The following is a 22134-nucleotide window of genomic DNA, read 5'->3' as shown; positions in this document are numbered from 1 at the left end:
TTTATCATGAATATTGTAAGGGAGGCGCTGGCCGGCACGCAGGAGTCCAGCGACCTGATGGTGAAAATCGCTCCCGCTCACGGCGAGCTGGAGATAGTCATCCACAGTGAAGTGATTAAGCAGTTTGGCGAGCAGATTCGCCAGGTGGTCAACGACACATTGCGCGCCATGAACGTGCACCAGGGACTCATCATTATTGAAGATAAAGGGGCGCTGGACTGTGTTATTCGCGCCCGCCTGCAAAGCGCGCTGATGCGTGCCGCCGATGATCAAACCATCAACTGGGGGGCGCTGAAATGAGCAAACTCCGCCGCAGTATGCTGTTCCTGCCGGGCGCTAACGCCGCCATGCTTTCCACCGCCTTTATCTACCGGCCTGATTCCATCATGTTTGACCTGGAAGACGCCGTTGCCCTGCGCGAGAAAGACACCGCGCGCATGCTGGTGTTCCACGCGCTACAGCACCCGATGTATCAGGATATCGAAACCGTGGTGCGCATTAACCCGCTGAGCACGCCGTTTGGCCTGCTGGATCTGGAAGCCGCCGTGCGGGCGGGCGTGGACGTGATTCGCCTGCCGAAAACGGACACCCCGGACGATATCTACGAGCTGGAGGGGCACCTGGCGCGTATTGAACGCGAGTGCGGCCGCGAAGTCGGCTCTACCCGCGTCATGGCGGCGATTGAATCGGCCATTGGCGTGATAAATGCCGTGGCGATTGCCCGCAGCTCCCCGCGCCTCATCGGCATCGCGCTGGCCGCCTTTGATTATGTGATGGATATGCAGACCGAGCGCGGCGACGGCACCGAGCTGTTCTACGCCCGCTGCGCCGTATTGCACGCCGCCCGTGCGGCGGGCATCGACGCCTTCGACGTGGTGTGGTCAGACGTTAACGACGAGGCCGGGTTCCTGCGCGAGGTCGATCTGATCCGCAAGATGGGCTTTAACGGCAAATCGCTGATTAACCCGCGCCAGATTGACCTGCTGCATAACGCTTACGCCCCGACGCAGGAAGAGGTGGAACACGCGAAGCGAGTGATTGAGGCGGCAGAAGAGGGCGAGCGTAACGGCCTGGGCGTGGTGTCGCTCAACGGCAAAATGGTGGATGCACCGATTATTAACCACGCGCAGGTGGTGCTGGAGCGCGCGGCGGCCTCCGGCGTGCGTCGGTAAGGATGACAGAATGAACCAGACTGAACTTCTCCATATGAATTTCCCCCATCTGCGGGGCTTAAAACCGTTTGATACCGCCCACAGCGCGACGCCGTGGCTGGCGGATGCTGACGCGAAGCACAGCCGCAAACTCTGCGCCTCCGTTGAAGAGGCGGTGAAGCGCTGCGGCCTGCAGGACGGGATGACCATCTCTTTCCACCACGCGTTTCGCGAAGGCGACCGGGTGATCAACACCGTCGTGGCGCTGCTGGCGCGAATGGGTTTCAAAAACCTGACGCTGGCCTCCAGCTCGCTGATGACCTGCAATGACGCGCTGATCGAGCATATTGAAAGCGGCGTCATCACCCGCATTTACACCTCCGGAATGCGCGGCAGGCTGGCGGATGCCATCTCCCACGGGCTGATGGACGAGCCGGTGCAAATTCACTCCCACGGCGGGCGCGTGAAGCTATTGCAGGACGGCGAGCTGAATATCGACGTGGCGTTTCTCGGCGTGCCGTGCAGCGATGAGTTTGGCAACGCCAACGGCACCCACGGTAAATCCTGCTGCGGCTCGCTGGGCTACGCCATGGTGGATGCGCACTTTGCCCGCAAGGTGGTGCTGCTGACCGAAGAACTGGTGCCGTTCCCCAATATGCCCGCCAGCCTGGTGCAGGACCAGGTGGACTACATCGTGCAGGTTGAGAGCGTCGGTGACCCGGCGAAAATCAGCGTTGGCGCGGCGCGCGTCACCAGCAACCCGCGCGAGCTGATGATCGCCCGCTATGCGGCGGACGTGATTGAACATTCCGGCTACTTTAACCCGGGCTTCTCAATGCAGACCGGCTCCGGCGCGGCGGCGACCGCCTGCACGCGTTTTATGGAAGAGAAAATGGAGCGCAGCGGCGTGAAGGCGCGCTTCGCGCTTGGCGGCATCACCGGCAGCCTGGTGGATTTGCACGAGAAGGGGCTCATCGAAAAGCTGCTCGACACCCAGTGCTTTGACGGCCAGGCGGCGGCGTCTCTGGCGCGCAACCCGAACCACGTGGAGATCTCCACCAATGTTTACGCCAACCCCGGCAGCAAGGCGGCAAGCTGCGACCAGCTCGACGTGGTGATCCTCAGCGCCCTCGAAATCGACGTTGATTTCAACGTCAACGTCATCACCGGCTCCGACGGCGTGATGCGCGGCGCGTCCGGCGGACACTGCGACGTGGCCGCTGCGGCGAACCTCACCATCGTCGTTGCGCCGCTGCTGCGCAGCCGCATTCCGACGGTCGTGAAGCGCGTCACCACGCGCCTCACGCCGGGTGAGAGCATCGACGTGCTGGTCACCGATCACGGCATTGCGGTTAACCCGGCGCGCCCGGAGGTGCGTGAGCGGCTGATGGCTGCCGGGCTGAAGATTGTGGATATCAACGCGCTCTATGAACGGGCGATATCGCTGACGGGCGTACCGAAGCCGATTGAGTTTACCGACAAAATCGTCGGGGTGATCCGCTACCGCGACGGCAGCGTGATCGACACCGTGCGACAGGTGAAGGAGTGATTATGACAGTAGCGACACCCGTGCGGACGGGTGTCAGCCTGGACGAACTGCTGGCGGCGAAAGAGCGCCGCGCAGCGCGTCAGGCTGACATGCTTGAGCACTATCAACAACCGGTGATTTCCCTCACGCTGGTCACGCCAGGGGAAATTAAAGACAGCCTGCGCTATCGCAACACCATGGGCGTAGCGCTCCAGACGTGCGACCAGCTGCTATGGGAGAACCGCTGGCAGGTGCTGGACCGTCAGGTGCTGTGGCTTCCGACCGGGCCCGAGGCTCTGTGGTGCGTGGCTCATCCGGCAGCGGAAATTAAAGCGCACTGCGCGGAACTGGAGCAGACGCACCCGCTCGGCAGGCTGTGGGATCTGGATGTTATTTGCCCTCAGCATGGCCACGTCGGGCGTCAGTCGCTGGGGGCAAATCTCAGACGCTGCCTGATCTGCGACGAACCTGCGCATGCCTGTTCCCGCTCGCGGAACCATCCCGTTGAGCAGGTGGTTTCCCGGGTGGAGAAGATGATTGATGACTGGTTTGCTCGCGACTAAACCCCGCATTGCGGACGTGCCCGCGCTTGCCGAAGCGGCACTGTGGCAGGAGCTGGAGCTGACGCCCAAACCGGGGCTGGTGGACAAGCTCAATAACGGTTCCCACCGCGATATGGACCACGCGCTGTTTGCCCGCAGCATTGCGGCGATTACGCCGTGGTTTGCGCGCTTTGCTGAACTTGGTAACGCGCATGCGGATAAGCCCGCTGACGCACAGCTACGGATTATCCGCCCAATGGGGATGGCCTGCGAGCAGGCGATGTACGCCGCGACGAACGGCGTGAATACGCACAAAGGCGGGATTTTTGCCCTGGGTTTACTGTGCTTCGCCGCCGGACGTGTGAACAATCTTTCTGCGGACAGCCTCTGTTGTGAGGTAGGTAACATCTGCCGCGGGCTGGTGTCGCGAGAGCTGGCCGCGCGCAGCGGGCAGGCGACGGCGGGCGAGCGGCAGTTTCAGCAGCACGGCTTAACCGGCGCGCGCGGTGAGGCGGAAAGCGGCTTTGCCACGGTGCGTAAGGCGTTGGCACAGTGGAACGGACGGTCGCTTCACAGCCTGCTGTTACGCCTGATGTCAGTCAATCAGGACAGCAATCTGGTGTCGCGCGGTGGCATGGAAGGGCTGCGCTACGTTCAGGACTACGCGCGGGAATTGCTGGCTAACGGCTGGGACCGCGAAGCGTTGCTTAAAATGGATATCGCATTGATAGAACGCAATCTGAGTCCGGGGGGCAGCGCGGATTTGCTGTCGGTGGGGTGGGTGCTTTCTGCAATAAAATAGCCGGGTGGCGGCTTCGCCTTACCCGGCCTACGGTTGGGTTTTGTAGGCCCGGTAAGCGTTAGCGCCACCGGGCACAACACACCAAAGATTAGTGCGCGATCGGCTGCGCACCGTTCGGCACACGCACGTGCTTGTACTTGAACAGCGCGATGAACGCGAAGAACAGCACCAGCGAGTATGCGGCGAAGATCAGCCACACCGGCTGCCAGTTGGTGATGCCGTTGGTGGTGTACATCTCTACCACTTTACCGCTCACCACGCCGCCCAGAATACAGCCGAAGCCGTTGGTCATCATCAGGAACATGCCCTGTGCGCTGGCGCGGATTTCAGGCTTCACTTCTTTTTCCACGAATACGGAACCGGAAATGTTGAAGAAGTCGAAGGCACAGCCGTAAACAATCATCGACAGCACCAGCAGTACGGTGCCGAATGCGCTCGGGTCGCCGTAGGCGAACAGACCAAAGCGCAACATCCATGCCGCGATACTGATCAGCATGACGTTCTTGATGCCGTAGCGGCTCAGGAAGAACGGGATGGTCAGGATGAACAGCGTCTCAGAGATCTGAGAGATGGACATCATCACCGACGCATGCTCAACGATAAAGCTTCCGGCAAACAGCGGATTGTTATCGAAGCTGTGCAGGAAGGTGTTGCCGAACATGTTGGTGATCTGCAGCTCTGCGCCCAGCAGCATGGAGAAGATAAAGAAGATCGCCATCCGTTTGTTTTTAAACAGCGCGAACGCGTCCAGACCGAGCATGGTGCTCCAGCTCTGGTTTTTCTGCTGGTTTGAAACCGGAATGGTTGGCAGCGTCAGGGTGAAGATCGCCAGCAGCACGGAGAGCGCGGCACCGATGTAGAGCTGCATATGGCTCAGTTCAAAGCCTGCGAAGCTCACGCCCCACATTGCCATGATAAAGCCGATGGTGCCCCAGATACGGATTGGCGGGAAATCGGTCACGATATCCATCCCGGCAGATTTCAGGCGGTAGTAAGAGATGGTGTTGATCAGCCCAAGCGTTGGCATATAGGCCAGCGAGTTAAGCAGGATCACCATAAACATTGCCCCTGGCGTGGTCACTTCGGCCGCCATAAACAGCGTCCCCGCGCCCACCAGATGGCAAAGCATGTACAGCCATTTCGCACTTAACCATTTATCCGCCACGATACCGAGCAGTGTTGGCATGAAGACCGCCGCGATACCCAGCGAGCTGTAGACGGCACCGATTGACGCACCATCGAACTTGAGCGTCACAAACATATAGGAGCCGAGTGTAGTCAGCCAGCTACCCCACAGGCAGAACTGCAGAAACGACAATATTTTAAGCTGCAGCTTAAGGTTCATGTTACTTTCCTCACAAGTGAGCGGGAGATATGTTGTTTTTGGAACATTCAGGGTTGTTATTTGATGCAATTCTATCAGTTGGCAACGATATGTTTTGTTACCTCCCGCAAAAAAATGCAATCCACATTAATTTGCAGTTTGGATTGTGATGCAAATAACATTTTCGTATGGGTGGGGTGAGTGAGTGCGGCCTGATACCCTCACCCTGACCCTCTCCCACGGGGAGAGGGAAAGCAGAACACCTTCTCCTTGCAGGAGAAGGTGTGTTGATTATCGACGACGATAGTTCTTCTGCGCCGTATTGACCTTATACAGATAGCGGCGGGACTCCGCTGATGGGTGGCGGGTGGTGAGGGTTGAGTAAACATCCCCCGGCGCCATGCTGTTGATGATGTTTGCGGCCTGCACTTTGTCGTTCGAGAAGACGCGTAGCACGCTGCCCGCGCCGCCGTTATAGGCGGTGATTACGGCATAGCGGCGTGAGGTCGGGTTATCGATGCCGCCGAGATAAACATTGTTCAGCATCGCCAGATAGGCCGTGCCGGTATCAATGTTGCTCTGGGGATCGAACAGATAGCTACGGCTCGGCGTGCCGGATTTGCCCTGCGCGCGGAAGACGTCTTTACCGGCGCTGTGCTGGACTACCTGCATCAGCCCCAGGGCGTCGGAACGGCTAACTGCGTAAGGGTTGAACGACGATTCGGTCTGCATAATCGCCAGGATCAGCGACTCATCCACGCCGTACTTACGTGATGCCTGACGCACCATGCCAAGATACTTATGCGCACGCTTGTCGAGGTGGTTCGGCACGAGGTTGATGGTGACGCTATAAATTATCTTCAGGCCGTTAGAGCGGCTCTTCAGTCGCGTCTGCAGCAGATAGTCGGCAAATTTCGTGGCGCGACCTTCCCAGCGGATTGGCTGGCCGGTTTGATCGACAACCTGACCGTACAGGAACGGCTCTTTCGAGATGGTGATATCGTCGGCATCGGAGTAGAGATCGATAGATCCCGGGTCGTCGCCCATCAGCAGGGTTTTGATAATCGCCTGACGCAGTCGTGCCGCAGGGTCAGTACCCGCGATGGTTTCAATGGTGATCGTACCCTCATCAAAGTTGATGTGGCTACGGGTCAGATAGGCGTCGGTGTACTTAACGTAGTCCTTCGGTCCGGCAATAAGAACTTCGTTAAATCCCCATATGTTCTCGATGTTGTGGGCAAACTGCCCCATCAAAATGTCAAAACCGTTGGTGTCCTTGATCCAGGCTTCGTTGTAATCATCGCCTTTTTTTGACGAACAGGAGACCAGCAACGGCGCAACAAGGGCTAGCGCTAAAAGTTTTTTCATCATTCCGGGCGTGCGTGTTGTGTTTGCTTAGTCGTTGCTATTGCCCGGCGGCGCTTCGCTTGCACGGGCCTACGGTTTTGTAGGCCGGGTAAGCGCAGCGCCACCCGGCAACAGCCGCTCAATATTATTTTTCTGGAGGCGTATAGCCTTCGATGTGCACGTCTTTGCCTTCAAACAGGAAGTTCACCATCTCCTGTTCCAGCAGCTTGCGGTGTTCCGGGTTCATCATGCTGAGCTTTTTCTCGTTAATCAGCATGGTCTGCTTTTTCTGCCACTGTCCCCAGGCTTCTTTGGAGATCTCGTTATAAATGCGTTTACCCAGATCACCCGGATAAAGCTGGAAATCCTGGCCTTCAGCGTCACGCTGCAGGAAAGTACAAAAAATCGTTCTGGCCATACTCATTCCTCTTTTTCTTGTCGATGCTAAACCATTGCACCGGCACGTAATTGCTGTAACAGGCGCTCCACGGGAGCCGCCAGCCCGACTGATGGCGGTTGCGCTAAGTTATACCAGAGAGCTGTGCCTTCATCCATGCACGAGGCAAATGAGGACACGGGAAGCCACATCGGCACAATATCCAGGTGGAAATGGCTGAAGGTATGGCGAAACGCGGTCAGCTGCGTCAGGTTATCGGCAGCAATACCGCGCTGTTTAAGCCATTCACGCAGCAAATCTTCATCTTCAAACTGTGGGAAGCAGTATAGACCGCCCCACAGGCCGCTCGGTGGACGCTGGGTCAGGAACACCTCGTCGCCGTGCTGCATCAGCAGCATGTAACCGGTGCGCTCCGGTAGCGTCTGCTTCGGTTTTTTCCCCGGGTATTGCGACCACGAATGGTTAGCGTAGGCCACGCAGAGAGTATTGAGCGGGCAGAGTTCGCACTTGGGTTTTGAGCGCGTGCAGACCATCGCACCCAGATCCATCATCGCCTGGTTAAAACGTTCGACGCCGTTGGCCGGGGTAACCGCTTCACTGATCTCCCACAGACGTTTCTCAACCTCTTTTTTACCGGGCCAGCCGTCCACGGCATAGCAACGTGCCAGCACGCGCTTCACGTTGCCGTCGAGGATCGGGAAATGCTTACCCAAAGAGAGAGAGAGAATGGCTCCCGCCGTTGAACGCCCGACGCCGGGTAAATCTGCCACTTCATCGAAAGTTTCCGGGAATTTACCGTTGTGGCGCGTGGCGACCTGCTGCGCGGCCTTGTGCAGATTACGCGCGCGGGCGTAATAGCCCAGGCCTGTCCACAGGTGCAATACCTCGTCCAGCGGGGCATTCGCCAGGTCTGTTACCGTCGGGAAGCGTGCCATAAAACGCTCAAAGTATGGGATCACCGTGGCGACCTGCGTTTGTTGCAACATCACTTCGGAGAGCCATACTTTGTAAGGCGTTTTTTCAATTTGCCAGGGCAGGGTTTTACGCCCGTATTTGTCGTACCAGTCCAGCACCTGGGCTGAAAATTGAGAGGCTTGCATGGTCATCGATTCACATAATCAGGGACGCAGATTGCAGCACAGCGTCAATCTGCTGTAAACCGGATCTTTCCCATGCTTGCATAGACGCCTTAACTTTGGATAATGCCCGTTTCCCGAACATTCTCACAAGCAGACAACTCTTTTATGAAAAACGACGTCATTTCACCGGAATTTGATGAAAACGGTCGCCCGCTGCGCCGTATTCGCAGCTTTGTCCGTCGTCAGGGCCGCCTGACAAAAGGGCAGCAACATGCGCTGGACAACTACTGGCCGGTGATGGGCGTTGAGTTCAGCGAGCAGCCGCTGGACTTTGCCGGGCTGTTTGGCCGCGAAGCGCCAGTCACGCTGGAGATTGGTTTTGGTATGGGCACCTCTCTGGTGACCATGGCGCAAGCTCGCCCGGAGCAGAACTTCCTCGGTATTGAAGTGCATTCCCCGGGCGTCGGCGCGTGTCTCGCAACTGCCCATGAAGAGGGTGTAGAGAACCTGCGCGTCATGTGTCATGACGCGGTGGAAGTGCTGCACAAAATGATTCCTGACAATTCTTTAACCATGGTTCAGCTCTTTTTCCCTGACCCGTGGCACAAAGCACGTCATAATAAACGCCGTATCGTTCAGGCACCGTTTGCCGAGCTGGTGAAAAGCAAGCTGAAACTGGGCGGCGTCTTCCATATGGCAACCGACTGGGAACCTTATGCGGAACATATGCTGGAAGTGATGTCGTCTCTGGACGGGTATAAAAACCAGTCTGAAAGCAACGACTATGTTCCGCGTCCGGATTCACGTCCGGTAACGAAATTTGAACAGCGTGGCCATCGTCTTGGTCACGGTGTATGGGACTTAATGTTCGAGAGGGTGAAATAATGGCAAAGAATCGTAGCCGTCGTCTGCGTAAAAAAATGCACATCGAAGAATTCCAGGAAGTGGGGTTCTCCGTTGCGTGGCGTTTCCCGGAAGGCACCAGTGTAGAACAGATCGATCAGGACGTGGATGCCTTCATCAACGACGTGATTGAGCCCAACAAGCTGGCCTTCGACGGTAGCGGTTACCTGGCTTGGGAAGGTCTGATCTGCACCCAGGAAGTGGGTAAATGCACCGAAGAACATCAGGCGCTGGTTCGTAAATGGCTTGAAGACCACAAGCTGGAAGATGTCCGCGTCAGCGAACTTTTCGACGTTTGGTGGGACTAATAAAGCAGTACGGGGCCAGCATTAGCTGGCCCATTTTGTCTGAGGGAGTGTTTAAGATGCGCAAAACGTTGCTGGCTGTTGCTTTGATGGCAACCGGATTCACCGCCCATGCGGAGTATAAATGTAGCGTCACCCCGCGTGATGACGTGGTGTTAAGCCCGCAAACCGTGCAGGTCAAAGGCGAGAACGGCAATCTGGTGATTACGCCGCAAGGGAACGTCACCTTTAACGGCAAAGAGTACAATCTGACAGCCGCACAGCGTGAGCAGGCGAAAGACTATCAGGCCGATTTGCGTACCGCGCTGCCATGGATTAATAAAGGAGCCCTGACGCGCGTCGAAAAAAGCCGTGTTGCACTGGATAAGATCATTACCAAAGAGGTGGGGGAGAGCAGCAATATGCGCTCCCGCCTGACGAAGCTCGATAAGCAGCTCAAAGAGCAGATGAACCGGATTATCGAGACGCGCTCTGATGGCCTGACGTTCCACTACAAGGCGATTGATCAGGTCCGTGCTGACGGACAGCAGCTGGTGAACCAGGCGATGGGCGGCATTCTGCAGGACAGCATCAACGAGATGGGGGCTAAAGCGGTCCTGAAGGGCGGCGGTAACCCGCTGCAGGGCGTGCTGGGCAGTCTGGGTGGCTTGCAGACCTCAATTCAGAACGAGTGGAAGAACCAGGAAGATGATTTCCAGCAGTTCGGCAAAGACGTGTGTAAACGCGTGGTGTCGCTGGAAGATAGCCGGAAGGCGCTGGTGGGGACGTTGAAGTAATCCTCTGCGCGCTGGGCCCCTCACCCTAACCCTCTCCCCAAAGGGGCGAGGGGATGGTTTGCTCCCTCTCCCTTTCAGGGAGAGGGCCGGGGTGAGGGTTGCAGCATTTGCAGTGTTTCAAGGATCTTTTCTAATACAGCCTCTTCGTTTTTCCAGAGTTCGTTGTTCCAGAAGCGAATGACATACCAGCCCTTTTGGTGTAACCACTTCGACCTTTGACGATCGTATTCCTGATTTTCATCATGCTGTCCGCCATCCAGTTCAATGGCCAGGCGAGCCGCACAGCATGCGAAATCCAGGATGTAGTTTCCTGCCGGATGCTGTCGGCGAAATTTATAATTTTCGAAACGGCGGCTTCGTAATAAATACCAAAGCCGTCTTTCTTCCTTCGTCAGCTCGCGTCTGAGCTGTTTAGCGTATGATCGCGTAATTTCCATCCCCACACTCTGCCAGCTTTTCCTTCAGCCGGCAGAACGGGATGCAAAAACCTGAATTAGCCTTCAGGAATCGTCGGCGAGGAACAGCTCAAGAAGGGAATTTAAGAACAGTTTGCCGTGCTCGGTGATCTGCCAGTAATCTTCACACTCAGTCAGATACCCCTGAGCCAGCGCCTCGTCAATCTGAGGACGAATCACTGACTCCGGCAGACCGGTGTAACGCGCAAATTCCGCGCGCGGCGCGGCTTCCAGCAGGCGGAAGCGGTTCATAAAGAACTCAAACGGTTTATCCGCCGCCTCAACGTCGTGCTGGCGCTCGAGATAACGGCCTTCCATATACCCTCGCGGGTGGCGGGTTTTGGCGGTACGCAGAATGCGACCGTCCGGGAAAGTCACCTTGCCGTGCGCGCCGCAGCCAATTCCCAGGTAGTCGCCAAAACGCCAGTAGTTCAGGTTGTGCTGACACTGATACCCCGGTTTCGCATACGCAGACGTCTCGTACTGCTGATACCCCGCAGCGGTTAACAACTGGTGGCCCTGCTCGAAAATATCCCACAGCGCGTCGTCATCCGGCAGAACCGGAGGACGGGAACCAAACAGCGTGTTGGGTTCGATGGTGAGCTGATACCAGGACAGATGCGGCGGGTTAAGTTCAATCGCCTGGCGCAGATCGTCCAGCGCTTCGTCGAGCGACTGGTCCGGCAGGCCGTGCATCAAATCGAGGTTAAAGCTGCGCAGACCCAGTCCTGTCGCCAGGTTTGCCGCACGCTTTGCTTCCTCAGGACCGTGAATGCGCCCCAGGCGCTTCAGTTTTGGCTCGCTAAAGCTCTGCACGCCGATGGAAATACGGTTCACGCCTGCACGCTGATACTCGACAAAACGATCGGCCTCAACGGTACCGGGGTTGGCTTCCATCGTAATTTCAGCATCCGCGGCCAGGTTCAGGCGCGCACGCACGCCGTCCAGCAGCGTCTGCATCGCCGGGCCTGACAGCAGGCTCGGCGTACCGCCACCAATGAAAATGGTCTTAACTTCACGTCCCTGTGCGTAAGGTACATCGGCGTCCAGGTCAGCCAGCAGATGCGCAACGTAGTCATCGTGCGGCACTTCACCTTTCAGCGCGTGCGAGTTGAAATCGCAGTACGGGCATTTCTGCACGCACCACGGGATGTGAATATAAAGACTCAGAGGTGGCAAATTAGCCATTACGCAGTTCTTCCAGTAACAGTTTCAGTGCGCGCCCACGGTGGGAAATCGCGCTTTTCTCTTCGCGGGTCAGTTCCGCTGCGGTTTTGCCCTCGGACGGGACAAAGAAAATCGGGTCGTAGCCAAAACCGCCGTTGCCCGCAGCTTCACGGGTAATCACGCCCGGCCAGCTACCGTGGCAGACGATCGGCGTCGGGTCCTCTGCGTGACGCAGATAGACCAGCACGCAGTGGAACTGTGCGGTCCGCTGTTCGTCCGGTACGTCTTTCAGGGCAACAAGCAGCTTTTCCAGATTCTGCTGGTCGGTTGCATCAACACCGGAATAACGAGCAGAGTAAATCCCCGGCGCGCCGCCAAGGAAATCGACGGCCAGACCGGAGTCATCGGCAATGGCGGGCAGACCGGTAATCTGCGCGGCATGGCGTGCTTTCAGGATCGCGTTTTCAATAAACGTCAGCCCCGTCTCTTCGGCAGAATCTACGCCAAGATCGGTCTGAGCGACCACATCCAGCCCAAAATCATTTAATAGCGAGGCCAACTCGCGCACTTTACCGGCGTTGCCGGTCGCGAGAACAACTTTCTGCATGGTTTAGTCCTGTTCTGTCAAAGCCGCGACTTCCGTCGGGATGGATTGCGGGTTGAGGATTTTTACCTGTTTATGCCGCCCCAGTTCGCCTTTTTCAATGATGACCTGGCTTTTGGCCACGCGAAACTGTTTTGCCAGATATTTGGTCAGATGCGCGTTTGCCTGACCGTCAACCGGCGGGGCGGTGATGGCGACTTTTAACTCTTCGCCATGCAGTCCAACAATACTGTCACGGCTGGCTTTCGGCTGAATATACAGCCGCAAAACCAGCCCGTCAGCGCAGGTGCTTACGGCACTCATAGCGCCATCCACAGCCCCGGCAACAGCATGTCGCCCGTAGACTGCAGCAGTTCAGCGATCCCCATGTTGATCACATAGAGCAGCAGAACCAGAATCATCGGGGAGAAGTCGATGCCGCCCATAGAGGGAAGTAAGTTACGGATCGGACGCAGCAGCGGCTCGGCCAGCTGAATCAGGGCATACTCTACCGGGCTACGCCCCTGGCTCACCCAGCTCATGATGGCCATCACCAGCAGCACCCAGAAAATCAGCAGACCGACGGTTTTGATCAGAATCAGCACGGCGGCAATCCAGATAATCGGCTGGAAGGTGATGACCATAAACAGCACGATGGCTTTGATAACGCTAAGAATAAACGCTACCAGCAGCGAAGCGCTGTCGATGGGACCCATGGCCGGGATAATACGGCGCAGAGGCCCGACAATAGGTTGCGTGATTTTCACGACAAACTGGGAGAACGGATTGTAAAAATCACAACGGGCCCACTGCATCCAGACGCGCAGCAAAAGCGCCATCGTATACAGCTCAATGACCGTTGAGAGCAGGAAAGTCAACGTCTTCATGGCGTTCCTCAAGTTTCCTTATTATTTGGAGTAGTCGCGCGCACCGAAAATGGCGGTACCGATGCGCACCATAGTGCTGCCTGCCGCGATGGCGGCTTCCATATCATCCGACATGCCCAGAGAAAGCGTGTCTACCGTGTTGTAGCGCGCTTTAAGCGCCTCAAATGCTACAGCCATTTGCTGTGCCACGGCAAACTGCCTTTCATAACTTGACTCTGGCGCCGGAATAGCCATCAGCCCACGCAGGGTTAAGCGTGGCAGGGCGGCCACGTCTGCGGCCAGCGCATCCAGCTCGCTTAGCGCAATGCCGGACTTGCTATTTTCGTCGCTGATGTTGATTTGTATCAGCACGTTAAGCGCTGGCATCTCTGCCGGGCGTTGTTCGTTCAGGCGTGTGGCAATGCGCAGACGGTCAATCGTATGGCACCAGTCGAAGTGCTCTGCCACCAGACGGCTTTTGTTCGACTGCAGTGGACCAATAAAGTGCCACTGAAGATCCGTATTCCCCTTTTCCCGGAAGTCGCGAATTTTATCCACGCCTTCCTGCACGTAGTTCTCACCAAATGCGCGCTGGCCTGCATCAATCGCTTCTGCGATGGCGCTCGCAGGCTTGGTTTTGCTGACTGCAAGGAGCGTAATTTCTTCTGAAGCACGGCCGCAACGCGTTGCGGCAGCTGAGATTTTGTCCCGGACCTGTGCCAGGTTATGCGCAATGTCGTTCATTTTCCGAGGAGTAGTCTATGGATGTGGAAGAAATGGTGGCCCTTAGTGTAAAGCATAACGTCTCCGATCTACACCTGTGCAGTGATTCGCCACCCCGCTGGCGCCGGTCAGGACGCCTTGAACCCGCGCCGTTTCCGCCGCCTGATGTCGGGGCGTTATTAAAAGCGTGGCTCAATGATGAGCAGCAGGGAAGCTGGTGGGCTCACGGTCAGGTCGATTTTGCCGTGACGGTGGCAGAAGGCCAGCGTCTGCGCGGGAGTGCGTTTAAGCAGATTAACGGGGTGTCCATCGCCCTGCGGTTGCTGCCACGCACCTGTTCGCCACTCTCTTCGCTGGGCGTGCCGCGTGCCATTCCGGAACTGTTATCCAGTGACAACGGGTTGATTCTGGTGACGGGGGCGACCGGCAGCGGCAAATCCACCACTCTGGCGGCGATGGTCGATTTTCTCAACCACCATACTGACGGGCATATCCTCACGCTTGAAGATCCGGTGGAGTTTCTGTACCGGAGCGAACGCTGCCTGATTCAGCAGCGGGAAATAGGTCAGCACTGCCCGTCTTTTGTCGAGGCGCTGCGCGGAGCGTTACGCGAGGATCCAGATGTGATTTTGCTGGGGGAGCTGCGTGATGCAGAGACGATCCGTCTCGCGTTGACGGCGGCGGAGACCGGGCATCTGGTGCTGGCGACACTGCATACGCGGGGTGCCTCGCAGGCCATTGAGCGGCTGGTGGACACCTTCCCGGCGCAGGAGAAAGACCCGGTACGTAACCAGCTGGCCGGTAGCCTGCGTGCGGTGCTGGCACAGAGGCTGCTTCCCGACCTGCAGGGTGGGCGTGTCGCGCTGTATGAACTGCTGGTGAATACCCCGGCGGCGGCAAATCTGATTCGTGAAGGAAAAACGTGGCAACTGCCCGGTATCATTCAAACAGGCCAGCAGGCGGGAATGCAGAACTTTGATCAGAGCGTGGCGGAGAGACGGGCGCAGGGGCGGCTATAGGCCCCTGAGATTAATAGCCCTGTTCGAAATAGCTTTCGAGGATGATGACGGCAGAGGCGGAGTCTACGCTGCCTTTGTTGAGCGCCCGGAAGCCGCCGTGCTCAAACAGGCCAGCACGCGCTTCGACGGTGCTAAGACGCTCGTCGTGAAGCTTCACGGAGACGCCAAAGCGGCCATGGATTTTATTGGCGAACTTACGCGCGCGAGCGGTAAGGGGTTGTTCGGTGCCGTCCATATTCAGCGGCAACCCAACGATAACATCATCCGGTTGCCACTCTTTCAGCAGACGTTCGATAAGATTCCAGTCAGGCGTGCCGTCGTTGGCCTTCAGGGCCGTGAGTGGACGCGCGGTACCGGTGATGCGCTGACCCACAGCGACGCCAATGCTTTTGGTACCAAAATCAAAGGCCAAAAGTGTTCCGCTCATCAGGCGTGCCCCGCGACACCAGGCATGGTCAGAATATCAATGCCAATCAGTTTTGCCGCATCGCGCCAGCGATCGGCTATCGGGGTTTTAAACAGAATATTCATGTCCGCTGGTGCGGTAAGCCAGGCGTTATCGAGGATTTCCTGCTCAAGCTGGCCTTTCTCCCACGACGAGTAACCCAGCGCCACCAGCACTTCGGAAGGCTGTTCTGCGGTACCCAGCGTTTCGAGCACGTCGCGCGAGGTGGTGATCACGGTGTTATCGGAGATGCGGATACTGGAAGAGAATACCGGCGGGGTATGCAGGATAAAGCCGCGATCTTCTGCAAGTGGTCCACCCAGCATCACCGGCTTATCAAGCCGGATCTCCGGCAGTCGTGCTTCAGCCGGGATTTTCAGCTTGTCCAGAATCCCTTCAACCTGCAGGTTTTCCAGCGGCTTATTGATGATAATGCCCATCGCGCCGTCTTCATTGTATTCACAAATATAAACCACGGCGCGGCGAAAAATCGGATCCTGGAGAGCAGGCATGGCAATAAGAAAGTGATGCTGTAAATTCATTGTCAGAGGTACTGTTTCCTGGTTTAAAAAGCGACAGCGCCCAGTATGGGGATAAAGCCGGGCGCTGTCACAGATTATTTCTGTAAACGTTTTTCGATAGCGTCCATCAGCATTCCGGTGATCGAGATCGGGAACTCCGCTTCGATTTCGCGAATGCAGGTTGGGCTGGTGACGTTCACTTCCGTCAGGCGATCGCCAATGATGTCCAGGCCAACAAAGATCAGGCCTTTGGCTTTAAGCGTTGGGCCAACGCGGCGGGCAATTTCCCAGTCGCTTTCTGTCAACGGGCGCGGCTCACCGCGTCCACCGGCCGCCAGGTTACCGCGCGTTTCGCCACCCTGTGGGATACGTGCCAGGCAGTAAGGTACGGGTTCGCCATCCACGACCAGAACGCGTTTGTCGCCATCTTTAATGGCGGGCAGATAGTTCTGGGCCATGCAGTAGCGGGTACCCAGTTCGGTCAGGGTTTCGGCAATCACGCCAATGTTCGGGTCGCCTTCCTTCACGCGGAAAATAGACGCGCCGCCCATGCCGTCCAGCGGCTTCATGATGATATCGCCGTGTTTTTGCCAGAACTCCTTCAGCTGAGCTTTGCTGCGGGTCACCAGCGTTTCAGGCGTCAGGTCTGAGAACCAGGCGGTATAAAGCTTCTCGTTGCAGTCGCGCAGGCTCTGCGGCTTATTGACGATCAGCGTCCCTTTCTCTTCGGCACGCTCAAGGATATAGGTGGAGTAGATGTATTCGGTGTCGAACGGCGGATCTTTACGCATCAGAATAACGTTGAGATCGGCCAGGGCAATATCCTGCTCGGTGCCAAACTCGTACCATTTGTCGTAGTTCTGCTCGACGTTAACGATGCGGGTACGCGCGCGGGCTTCACCGTTGATCAGGTAAAGATCGTTCATCTCCATATAGTGGAGCTCATAGCCGCGACGCTGCGCTTCCAGCAACATAGCGAAGCTGGAATCTTTCTTGATGTTAATGTTTGCGATGGGGTCCATCACGATGCCGAGCTTAATCATGTTCTTCTCCGTTTATACTTCAACCCAGATCGCCAAACCGTACCTGTAGCGCGGTAATGGCCGTGAGTGCCGTTGTCTCAGTGCGCAGAACGCGAGGTCCCAACAGAATATCAGTAAACTGGTAACGCGCCGTCATCGCAATTTCGTCCGCCGACAGGCCGCCTTCGGGGCCAATCAGCAGGCGTACACGTTCAACGGGCAGCGGCAGCGTATTAATGCTGGCGCTGGCGCGCGGATGAAGATTGAGCTTCAGTCCGCTCTCCTCTTCGGCACACCAGTCCTCCAGGTCCATTGCCGGGCGGATCTCCGGTATGCGGTTGCGGCCGCTCTGTTCACACGCCGCAATGGAAATTTTCTGCCACTGCTGGATCTTTTTGTTCAGACGTTCCGCATCCAGTTTAACGCCACAGCGCTCGGAAAAAAGTGGCGTAATGAGGCTTACACCCAGCTCAATGGATTTTTGAATGGTGAATTCCATCTTTTCCCCGCGGGACATCACCTGGCCCAGGTGGATGTGCAGCGGCGATTCACGGTCGTCCACTTCACCGCGCAACACATTCACATGCACGCTTTTTTTATCCGCCCGGGTGATTTCCGCCTCGAAAACCTGATTAGAGCCGTCGAAAAGCTGTATTGCCTGGCCAGCCCCCATGCGCAGCACGCGGCCAACGTGGTTGGCGGCGTCGTCAGACAGGGCGATTTCGCGACCTGCGGTAATCAGTTCAGGGTGGTAAATGCGAGGAATGCGCATAGTCAGAAATTCCATATGTCATGCGAGATAAGCGAATTGCCGTAGTGTAGGTTAGCTCTTTTGCGCCTGGCAAGCCCGCTGGACGTACGGGTTATGATTCCCCTGGACTCTGGCGATGCGTTCGTCGCGCTGACATTCCCACTCCGTCACCGGATATTGCTTATCCCACGCATTGAACAACTGCGTCTGTTGACGGGAGAGGTTGAGGTCGTAGCGGTCACGCATGTAGAAGTAGGTGCGGGCGATGCTGCCGCGCGCGCGGGCAGGCGGCTCGGCGACTTTTTCTTTAAAATCCACCTTCATGCCGCACTGGCCATATTGGCCTTCGCCACCGTTCCACTGGCTGTACATAAAGTTGCCGCGGTCACCGTTCACTTCACCCACGGCGGGCTGCAGGTTATGCATATCGCTTTCCATCTGGCGGTAGACAGGATCTTTAGAACAGTTTTTACGACCGCCATCCTGCCAGCACTGGCGCTGGTGGCCAAACTGCCATGCCGGAACGACATGTTCCCATTCGATGCGGCTGGCGCGGTTTTCGTTTTTACGCACCTTATAGCCGCAGGACTCCAGGTCCACGACCCCTTTTTTACCCTGCCAGTTAATTTTACAGCCGCAGTAGAAATCGCCCGGCACATCGGCGTTCACCTTCACGCCTGCTGCCTTGGCCTGGGAAAAACTGTTGATACCATCGGCCAGAGCATGGCCTGAGAACGCTGTCGTCAGAAAGGCGACCGCGAGAGAAAAATTACGGGACATCTTACACTCCGTGTCAAAACGAGCCCGCAACGTAACGAATGTTTTTCCTGTATGCAATCAGTCAGATCAGGAAAGTTCCTGAATGTTCAAATGATTACTCCGCAATAAGCGGTTCGCCGCATTTGACGCAGCGGTAGGTCGCCTCGCCGCGGACCACGCGATTATGGCGGCGGACGGTAAGCTGATGCTGCTGACACTGGCAGCGGTAAGGGAACGTATTGCGACGTACAGATTCCAGCTCGAACTGATGAGTTCTGCGCGCCGGAACGCCCAGCACTGCCTCCATCATCCACTTCCACTCTTTTCCGTGCGGCGCGACGCGACCAAAATGTTTCCACACCAGGAGGTGAGCCAGCTCATGCGGCACCACTTCCTCAATAAACGCCTGCTGGTTTTCCATCATCAACACCGGGTTCAGGCGGATCTCATACGATTCCAGCCAGGCAGTACCCGCCGCGGTGCCACGCTGCTGATAGACGAGCTTCGGTTCAGGGTAATTCCGACCGAGCTTCAGGTTCGCCTGGGCGAGTTTTTCCCGCAGGCTGCGCATAACGGCTTGCTGAAGGGCGATGGGGAGACGGGGAGCTTTCATAGGGGCAGAGCATAAAGCGCGAAGCGGGGAGGCGCAAGAGGCGCCTCCCGCAAGAGGATTAGTCGTGTGCGCCGATTTCGCGCAGTGGACGACCTTTCATCAGGTTACGTTCAATATGTTCCAGTGAAACATGTTTGGTTTCTGGAACCAGCCAGATGGTCAACACAATAAAGAAGATGTTCAGACCGGCGTAGACCCAGAAGGTGTTGGCATTGCCCAGGGTATTGAGCATGGTCAGGAACGTTGCGCCGACGATCATGTTGGCAATCCAGTTGGTTGCAGTTGAGCAGGTGATACCAAAATCACGCCCTTTCAGCGGCTGGATCTCAGAACACAGTACCCAAATCAGCGGACCGGCGCTCATCGCGAACCCGACGATAAACATCAGCAGCATGCCTACCGCAAAATACTGTGCGGTTGGGGAGTGGATGCCGACGTGCATCATGGTGCCCAGCACGCCCATACCGATCGCCATGACCAGGAAGCCCAGCGTCAGGGTAGGTTTACGTCCCCAGCGGTCCACCAGGCCGATCGCGATAAAGGTCGCCAGCACGTTGGTCAGGCCGACGATGACGGTGCCCCACATCTGCTCGGTGGTGTTGGTATAACCCGCCAGCTCAAAGATTTTTGGCGCGTAATACATGATGACGTTCATCCCGGTGAACTGTTGCATCACCTGCAGCAGCACGCCGAGGAATACTGCGCGACGGAAGTTGCTGTTCTCTTTAAAAAGCGCCCAGCCAGACTGCTTCACCTTCAGGCTTTCGCGGATCTCTTCCAGCTCGTTTTTCGCCTCCGCACTGGTGTCGCGCAGGCGCAGCAGCACCCGTTCGGCATCGTGGAAGCGGCGCTTTGCGGCAAACCAGCGTGGGCTGTCCGGCAGGAAGAAGACGCCAATCAGCAGCAAAATGGCCGGGATGATGATCACGCCAAGCATCCAGCGCCATGCGCCGCTGTAGCTGAACGCGGTATCGGAAAGATAAGCCCCGAGAATACCGATGGTGATCATCAGCTGGTACATCGAAATCATACTGCCGCGAATTTTCTCTGGCGCAATTTCAGAGAGATAGAGCGGGGCGGTGTAGGACGCGACGCCGACGGCCAGCCCCAGCAGTACGCGGGAAAGAATAAGCACTTCAACGTTAGGAGCGGCAGCAGAGAAGAGTGAACCGGCGACGAAGAGAATGGCACCAATCATCAGGCTCTTTTTACGTCCGAGCTTGAAGGAGAGCCAGCCGCTGCCGACAGCACCAACCGCTGCGCCAAACATCATCGAGCTGACCACCCATTCCTGGGTATGCGCGTTAATCTGGAATTCGTCTGCGATGAAGGGAAGGGCGCCAGCAATCACGCCGATATCCAGGCCAAAAAGTAAACCTGCCAGGGCGGCGAGGAAGCAGACGAAGAATGTCATCGCCTTGTTGGACGTACGCCCCTGTTTTTTATTGTCAGGCATTATGCCCTCCAGTTGGGTTATCAGTTTTATTGATGTTAAGGGTAGGTGAGTGACCCGTAAAAATATGTGAGATTAATCACATTGGTGTAATCGGTTACACTGATGTGTAACCGTAAAAATTATTAAAGCTTTGAAAATATAGAGGTAAATGAGGTGATATGCATCGCGAAAGAATACATTTCAGACTTAACTGAAAGGAAATGTAACAGCACAAGAAATGCCATCACGCAAAGAGATTATTCCGAAAGCGAGGTACATGGACTGGCGTGTAAGCGGTTCCAAACATAAAAAAAGCCAGCACAAAGGCTGGCTTTTTTAACGCTCTTGTCAGTCGATTATTTCAGACCGGCAGCTTCACGCAGCAGGGCGGCTTTGTCGGTTTTTTCCCATGGGAAATGTTCACGACCAAAGTGACCGTATGCCGCGGTTTCTTTGTAGATTGGGTGCAGCAGATCCAGCATCTGAATCAGTCCGTATGGACGCAGGTCGAAGAACTCGCGTACCAGCAGGGTCAGCTGTTCTGAAGGCACTTTCTCGGTACCGAAGGTTTCAACCATGATGGAGGTTGGCTCAGCCACGCCGATGGCGTAAGAAACCTGAATCTCACAGCGGTCAGCCAGGCCGGCAGCAACGATGTTTTTCGCAACATAACGTGCCGCGTATGCCGCAGAGCGGTCAACTTTAGACGGATCTTTACCAGAGAACGCACCGCCGCCGTGACGTGCCATGCCGCCGTAGGTATCAACGATGATTTTACGTCCGGTCAGACCGCAGTCACCCATTGGGCCGCCGATAACAAAGCGTCCGGTTGGGTTGATGAAGAATTTGGTCGCAGAGCTCAGCCATTCGGTCGGCAGAACCGGCTTGATGATCTCTTCCATCACTGCTTCTTGCAGGGATTTCTGGTCAATCTCTTCGGAATGCTGGGTAGACAGTACCACCGCATCGATGCCAACGATTTTGCCGTCATCGTACTGGAAGGTGACCTGGCTTTTTGCATCCGGGCGCAGCCACGGCAGGGTGCCGTTTTTGCGTACTTCAGCCTGACGCTGTACCAGACGGTGCGCGTAGGTGACCGGGGCTGGCATCAGCACGTCGGTTTCGTTGGTCGCGTAGCCAAACATCAGGCCCTGGTCGCCCGCGCCCTGTTCCAGTGGATCGGCACGGTCAACGCCCTGGTTGATGTCTGGAGACTGTTTGCCAATGGCGCTCAGCACCGCGCAAGAATTGGCATCAAAGCCCATATCAGAATGCACATAACCGATTTCACGCACCGTGTTACGGGTGATCTCTTCGATATCAACCCATGCGCTGGTGGTGATCTCACCGCCAACCAGAACCATGCCAGTTTTGACATAGGTTTCGCACGCGACGCGCGCTTTAGGATCCTGCGCCAGGATCGCATCGAGCACCGCATCGGAGATTTGGTCAGCAATTTTATCAGGATGTCCTTCTGATACGGACTCGGACGTAAACAGGTGTTTTGCCATGTTTTATTTCACCTAAGAGGAATTTGGTTAGCTCAAGCTGCTGTGTGGAATAGCCAAAGGAGATAATTCTACCAAGGCCTGCAGGTTTTTGACACTGGCAGTATGAGTGT

Annotated in this window: 27 protein-coding genes; 9 read left to right on the top strand and 18 right to left on the bottom strand. The window is 56.5% G+C overall.

Annotation, left to right across the window (positions count from 1 at the left end; genetic code table 11):
• The first annotated feature begins 6 nt into the window (after nucleotides 1-6).
• Genes citD through citG form a run of 5 tightly spaced genes read left to right on the top strand, consistent with a single transcriptional unit; the run spans nucleotide 7 to nucleotide 4023 of the window.
• Nucleotides 7-300, top strand: a complete 294-nt coding sequence (citD, locus tag ABFI50_RS05435) for a citrate lyase acyl carrier protein (RefSeq protein ID WP_014885207.1) — start codon at nucleotides 7-9, stop codon at nucleotides 298-300.
• Entirely contained in the window at nucleotides 297-1172 is an 876-nt protein-coding gene (citE, locus tag ABFI50_RS05430; protein WP_014885206.1) for a citrate (pro-3S)-lyase subunit beta, read from the top strand. Before citD ends, citE begins: the two co-directional genes overlap by 4 nt.
• A gap of 10 nt (nucleotides 1173-1182) precedes the next feature.
• The gene (citF, locus tag ABFI50_RS05425) at nucleotides 1183-2700 is read left to right on the top strand and encodes a citrate lyase subunit alpha (protein WP_023331286.1); all 1518 of its coding nucleotides are present in this window, start codon (nucleotides 1183-1185) and stop codon (nucleotides 2698-2700) included.
• A gap of 2 nt (nucleotides 2701-2702) precedes the next feature.
• Nucleotides 2703-3242: a citrate lyase holo-[acyl-carrier protein] synthase gene (gene citX, locus ABFI50_RS05420; RefSeq protein ID WP_032635574.1), complete on the top strand. Its 540-nt coding sequence runs from the start codon at nucleotides 2703-2705 to the stop codon at nucleotides 3240-3242.
• Nucleotides 3220-4023, top strand: coding sequence for a triphosphoribosyl-dephospho-CoA synthase CitG (citG, locus tag ABFI50_RS05415; protein ID WP_032635576.1), 804 nt, complete (start codon nucleotides 3220-3222; stop codon nucleotides 4021-4023). Before citX ends, citG begins: the two co-directional genes overlap by 23 nt.
• Before the next feature lie 88 nt (nucleotides 4024-4111).
• On the opposite strand, the gene ABFI50_RS05410 is transcribed toward citG, so the two are convergent.
• The 4 genes from ABFI50_RS05410 to mutY form a co-directional block, all read right to left on the bottom strand.
• Nucleotides 4112-5368, bottom strand: coding sequence for a nucleoside permease (locus ABFI50_RS05410; RefSeq protein WP_014885202.1), 1257 nt, complete (start codon nucleotides 5366-5368; stop codon nucleotides 4112-4114).
• A gap of 270 nt (nucleotides 5369-5638) precedes the next feature.
• Nucleotides 5639-6715, bottom strand: a complete 1077-nt coding sequence (gene mltC / locus ABFI50_RS05405) for a membrane-bound lytic murein transglycosylase MltC (RefSeq protein ID WP_014885201.1) — start codon at nucleotides 6713-6715, stop codon at nucleotides 5639-5641.
• A 124-nt stretch (nucleotides 6716-6839) separates the two neighbouring features.
• Nucleotides 6840-7112, bottom strand: a complete 273-nt coding sequence (locus ABFI50_RS05400) for an oxidative damage protection protein (protein ID WP_003862425.1) — start codon at nucleotides 7110-7112, stop codon at nucleotides 6840-6842.
• 26 nt (nucleotides 7113-7138) lie between these two features.
• Entirely contained in the window at nucleotides 7139-8191 is a 1053-nt protein-coding gene (gene mutY / locus ABFI50_RS05395) for an A/G-specific adenine glycosylase (RefSeq protein WP_318586971.1), read from the bottom strand.
• A gap of 144 nt (nucleotides 8192-8335) precedes the next feature.
• On the opposite strand from mutY, the gene trmB reads away from it, so the two are divergent.
• From trmB to ABFI50_RS05380, 3 genes are read left to right on the top strand one after another with little or no spacing between them, the layout of a single operon-like run.
• A complete protein-coding gene (gene trmB, locus ABFI50_RS05390) occupies nucleotides 8336-9055 on the top strand; it encodes a tRNA (guanosine(46)-N7)-methyltransferase TrmB (RefSeq protein WP_014885199.1) in 720 nt (239 codons plus the stop codon).
• On the top strand, nucleotides 9055-9381 hold the full coding sequence (locus ABFI50_RS05385) for a YggL family protein (protein ID WP_014885198.1): 327 nt from the start codon (nucleotides 9055-9057) through the stop codon (nucleotides 9379-9381). Before trmB ends, ABFI50_RS05385 begins: the two co-directional genes overlap by 1 nt.
• Before the next feature lie 56 nt (nucleotides 9382-9437).
• Complete coding sequence (locus ABFI50_RS05380) at nucleotides 9438-10154, top strand: DUF2884 domain-containing protein (RefSeq protein WP_248217371.1); 717 nt, start codon at nucleotides 9438-9440, stop codon at nucleotides 10152-10154.
• A 74-nt stretch (nucleotides 10155-10228) separates the two neighbouring features.
• On the opposite strand, the gene ABFI50_RS05375 is transcribed toward ABFI50_RS05380, so the two are convergent.
• The 6 genes from ABFI50_RS05375 to ABFI50_RS05350 all read right to left on the bottom strand — a co-directional run bounded on the left by ABFI50_RS05375 (nucleotide 10229) and on the right by ABFI50_RS05350 (nucleotide 13969).
• Nucleotides 10229-10591 (bottom strand): DUF559 domain-containing protein, encoded by a 363-nt coding sequence (locus tag ABFI50_RS05375; protein ID WP_014885196.1) that lies wholly within the window; start codon nucleotides 10589-10591, stop codon nucleotides 10229-10231.
• 63 nt (nucleotides 10592-10654) lie between these two features.
• Nucleotides 10655-11797, bottom strand: coding sequence for a radical SAM family heme chaperone HemW (gene hemW / locus ABFI50_RS05370; RefSeq protein ID WP_014885195.1), 1143 nt, complete (start codon nucleotides 11795-11797; stop codon nucleotides 10655-10657).
• Nucleotides 11790-12383, bottom strand: a complete 594-nt coding sequence (locus ABFI50_RS05365) for an XTP/dITP diphosphatase (protein WP_014885194.1) — start codon at nucleotides 12381-12383, stop codon at nucleotides 11790-11792. The genes hemW and ABFI50_RS05365 overlap by 8 nt, the downstream gene beginning before the upstream one ends.
• 3 nt (nucleotides 12384-12386) lie before the next feature.
• The gene (gene yggU / locus ABFI50_RS05360; protein WP_347485548.1) at nucleotides 12387-12683 is read right to left on the bottom strand and encodes a DUF167 family protein YggU; all 297 of its coding nucleotides are present in this window, start codon (nucleotides 12681-12683) and stop codon (nucleotides 12387-12389) included.
• Nucleotides 12680-13246 carry a YggT family protein gene (locus tag ABFI50_RS05355; RefSeq protein WP_014885192.1) on the bottom strand — a complete coding sequence of 189 codons (567 nt, stop codon included), beginning with the start codon at nucleotides 13244-13246 and terminating at the stop codon, nucleotides 12680-12682. The genes yggU and ABFI50_RS05355 overlap by 4 nt, the downstream gene beginning before the upstream one ends.
• Nucleotides 13247-13267: 21 nt before the next feature.
• The gene (locus tag ABFI50_RS05350) at nucleotides 13268-13969 is read right to left on the bottom strand and encodes a YggS family pyridoxal phosphate-dependent enzyme (protein ID WP_014885191.1); all 702 of its coding nucleotides are present in this window, start codon (nucleotides 13967-13969) and stop codon (nucleotides 13268-13270) included.
• Between the two features lie 17 nt (nucleotides 13970-13986).
• Here ABFI50_RS05350 and ABFI50_RS05345 point away from each other — a divergent pair, with 17 nt between their 5' ends.
• Nucleotides 13987-14967, top strand: coding sequence for a type IV pilus twitching motility protein PilT (locus tag ABFI50_RS05345; RefSeq protein WP_014885190.1), 981 nt, complete (start codon nucleotides 13987-13989; stop codon nucleotides 14965-14967).
• Between the two features lie 10 nt (nucleotides 14968-14977).
• Here the strand turns inward: ABFI50_RS05345 and ruvX are convergent, their stop codons facing one another.
• The 8 genes from ruvX to metK all read right to left on the bottom strand — a co-directional run bounded on the left by ruvX (nucleotide 14978) and on the right by metK (nucleotide 22024).
• Nucleotides 14978-15394, bottom strand: a complete 417-nt coding sequence (gene ruvX / locus ABFI50_RS05340) for a Holliday junction resolvase RuvX (RefSeq protein ID WP_006811925.1) — start codon at nucleotides 15392-15394, stop codon at nucleotides 14978-14980.
• Complete coding sequence (locus ABFI50_RS05335; protein ID WP_008499752.1) at nucleotides 15394-15954, bottom strand: YqgE/AlgH family protein; 561 nt, start codon at nucleotides 15952-15954, stop codon at nucleotides 15394-15396. The genes ruvX and ABFI50_RS05335 overlap by 1 nt, the downstream gene beginning before the upstream one ends.
• 74 nt (nucleotides 15955-16028) lie before the next feature.
• Nucleotides 16029-16976: a glutathione synthase gene (gshB, locus tag ABFI50_RS05330; protein WP_023331278.1), complete on the bottom strand. Its 948-nt coding sequence runs from the start codon at nucleotides 16974-16976 to the stop codon at nucleotides 16029-16031.
• Between the two features lie 19 nt (nucleotides 16977-16995).
• Entirely contained in the window at nucleotides 16996-17727 is a 732-nt protein-coding gene (rsmE, locus tag ABFI50_RS05325; RefSeq protein WP_347485543.1) for a 16S rRNA (uracil(1498)-N(3))-methyltransferase, read from the bottom strand.
• Between the two features lie 51 nt (nucleotides 17728-17778).
• A complete protein-coding gene (endA, locus tag ABFI50_RS05320) occupies nucleotides 17779-18486 on the bottom strand; it encodes a deoxyribonuclease I (protein WP_014885187.1) in 708 nt (235 codons plus the stop codon).
• A gap of 94 nt (nucleotides 18487-18580) precedes the next feature.
• A complete protein-coding gene (locus tag ABFI50_RS05315) occupies nucleotides 18581-19078 on the bottom strand; it encodes a SprT family zinc-dependent metalloprotease (protein WP_014885186.1) in 498 nt (165 codons plus the stop codon).
• Nucleotides 19079-19136: 58 nt separating this feature from the next.
• On the bottom strand, nucleotides 19137-20534 hold the full coding sequence (gene galP / locus ABFI50_RS05310) for a galactose/proton symporter (protein ID WP_014885185.1): 1398 nt from the start codon (nucleotides 20532-20534) through the stop codon (nucleotides 19137-19139).
• 335 nt (nucleotides 20535-20869) lie between these two features.
• Nucleotides 20870-22024, bottom strand: a complete 1155-nt coding sequence (gene metK / locus ABFI50_RS05305) for a methionine adenosyltransferase (protein ID WP_014885184.1) — start codon at nucleotides 22022-22024, stop codon at nucleotides 20870-20872.
• Nucleotides 22025-22134 lie beyond the last annotated feature (110 nt).

Origin of the sequence: Enterobacter sp. HNDS-6 (assembly GCF_039850505.1) — a bacterium.
GTDB classification, from domain to species: Bacteria; Pseudomonadota; Gammaproteobacteria; order Enterobacterales; family Enterobacteriaceae; genus Enterobacter; species Enterobacter kobei.
Note: the sequence above shows the minus strand (reverse complement) of the source record. Positions and strands in the feature narration are given on the sequence as shown.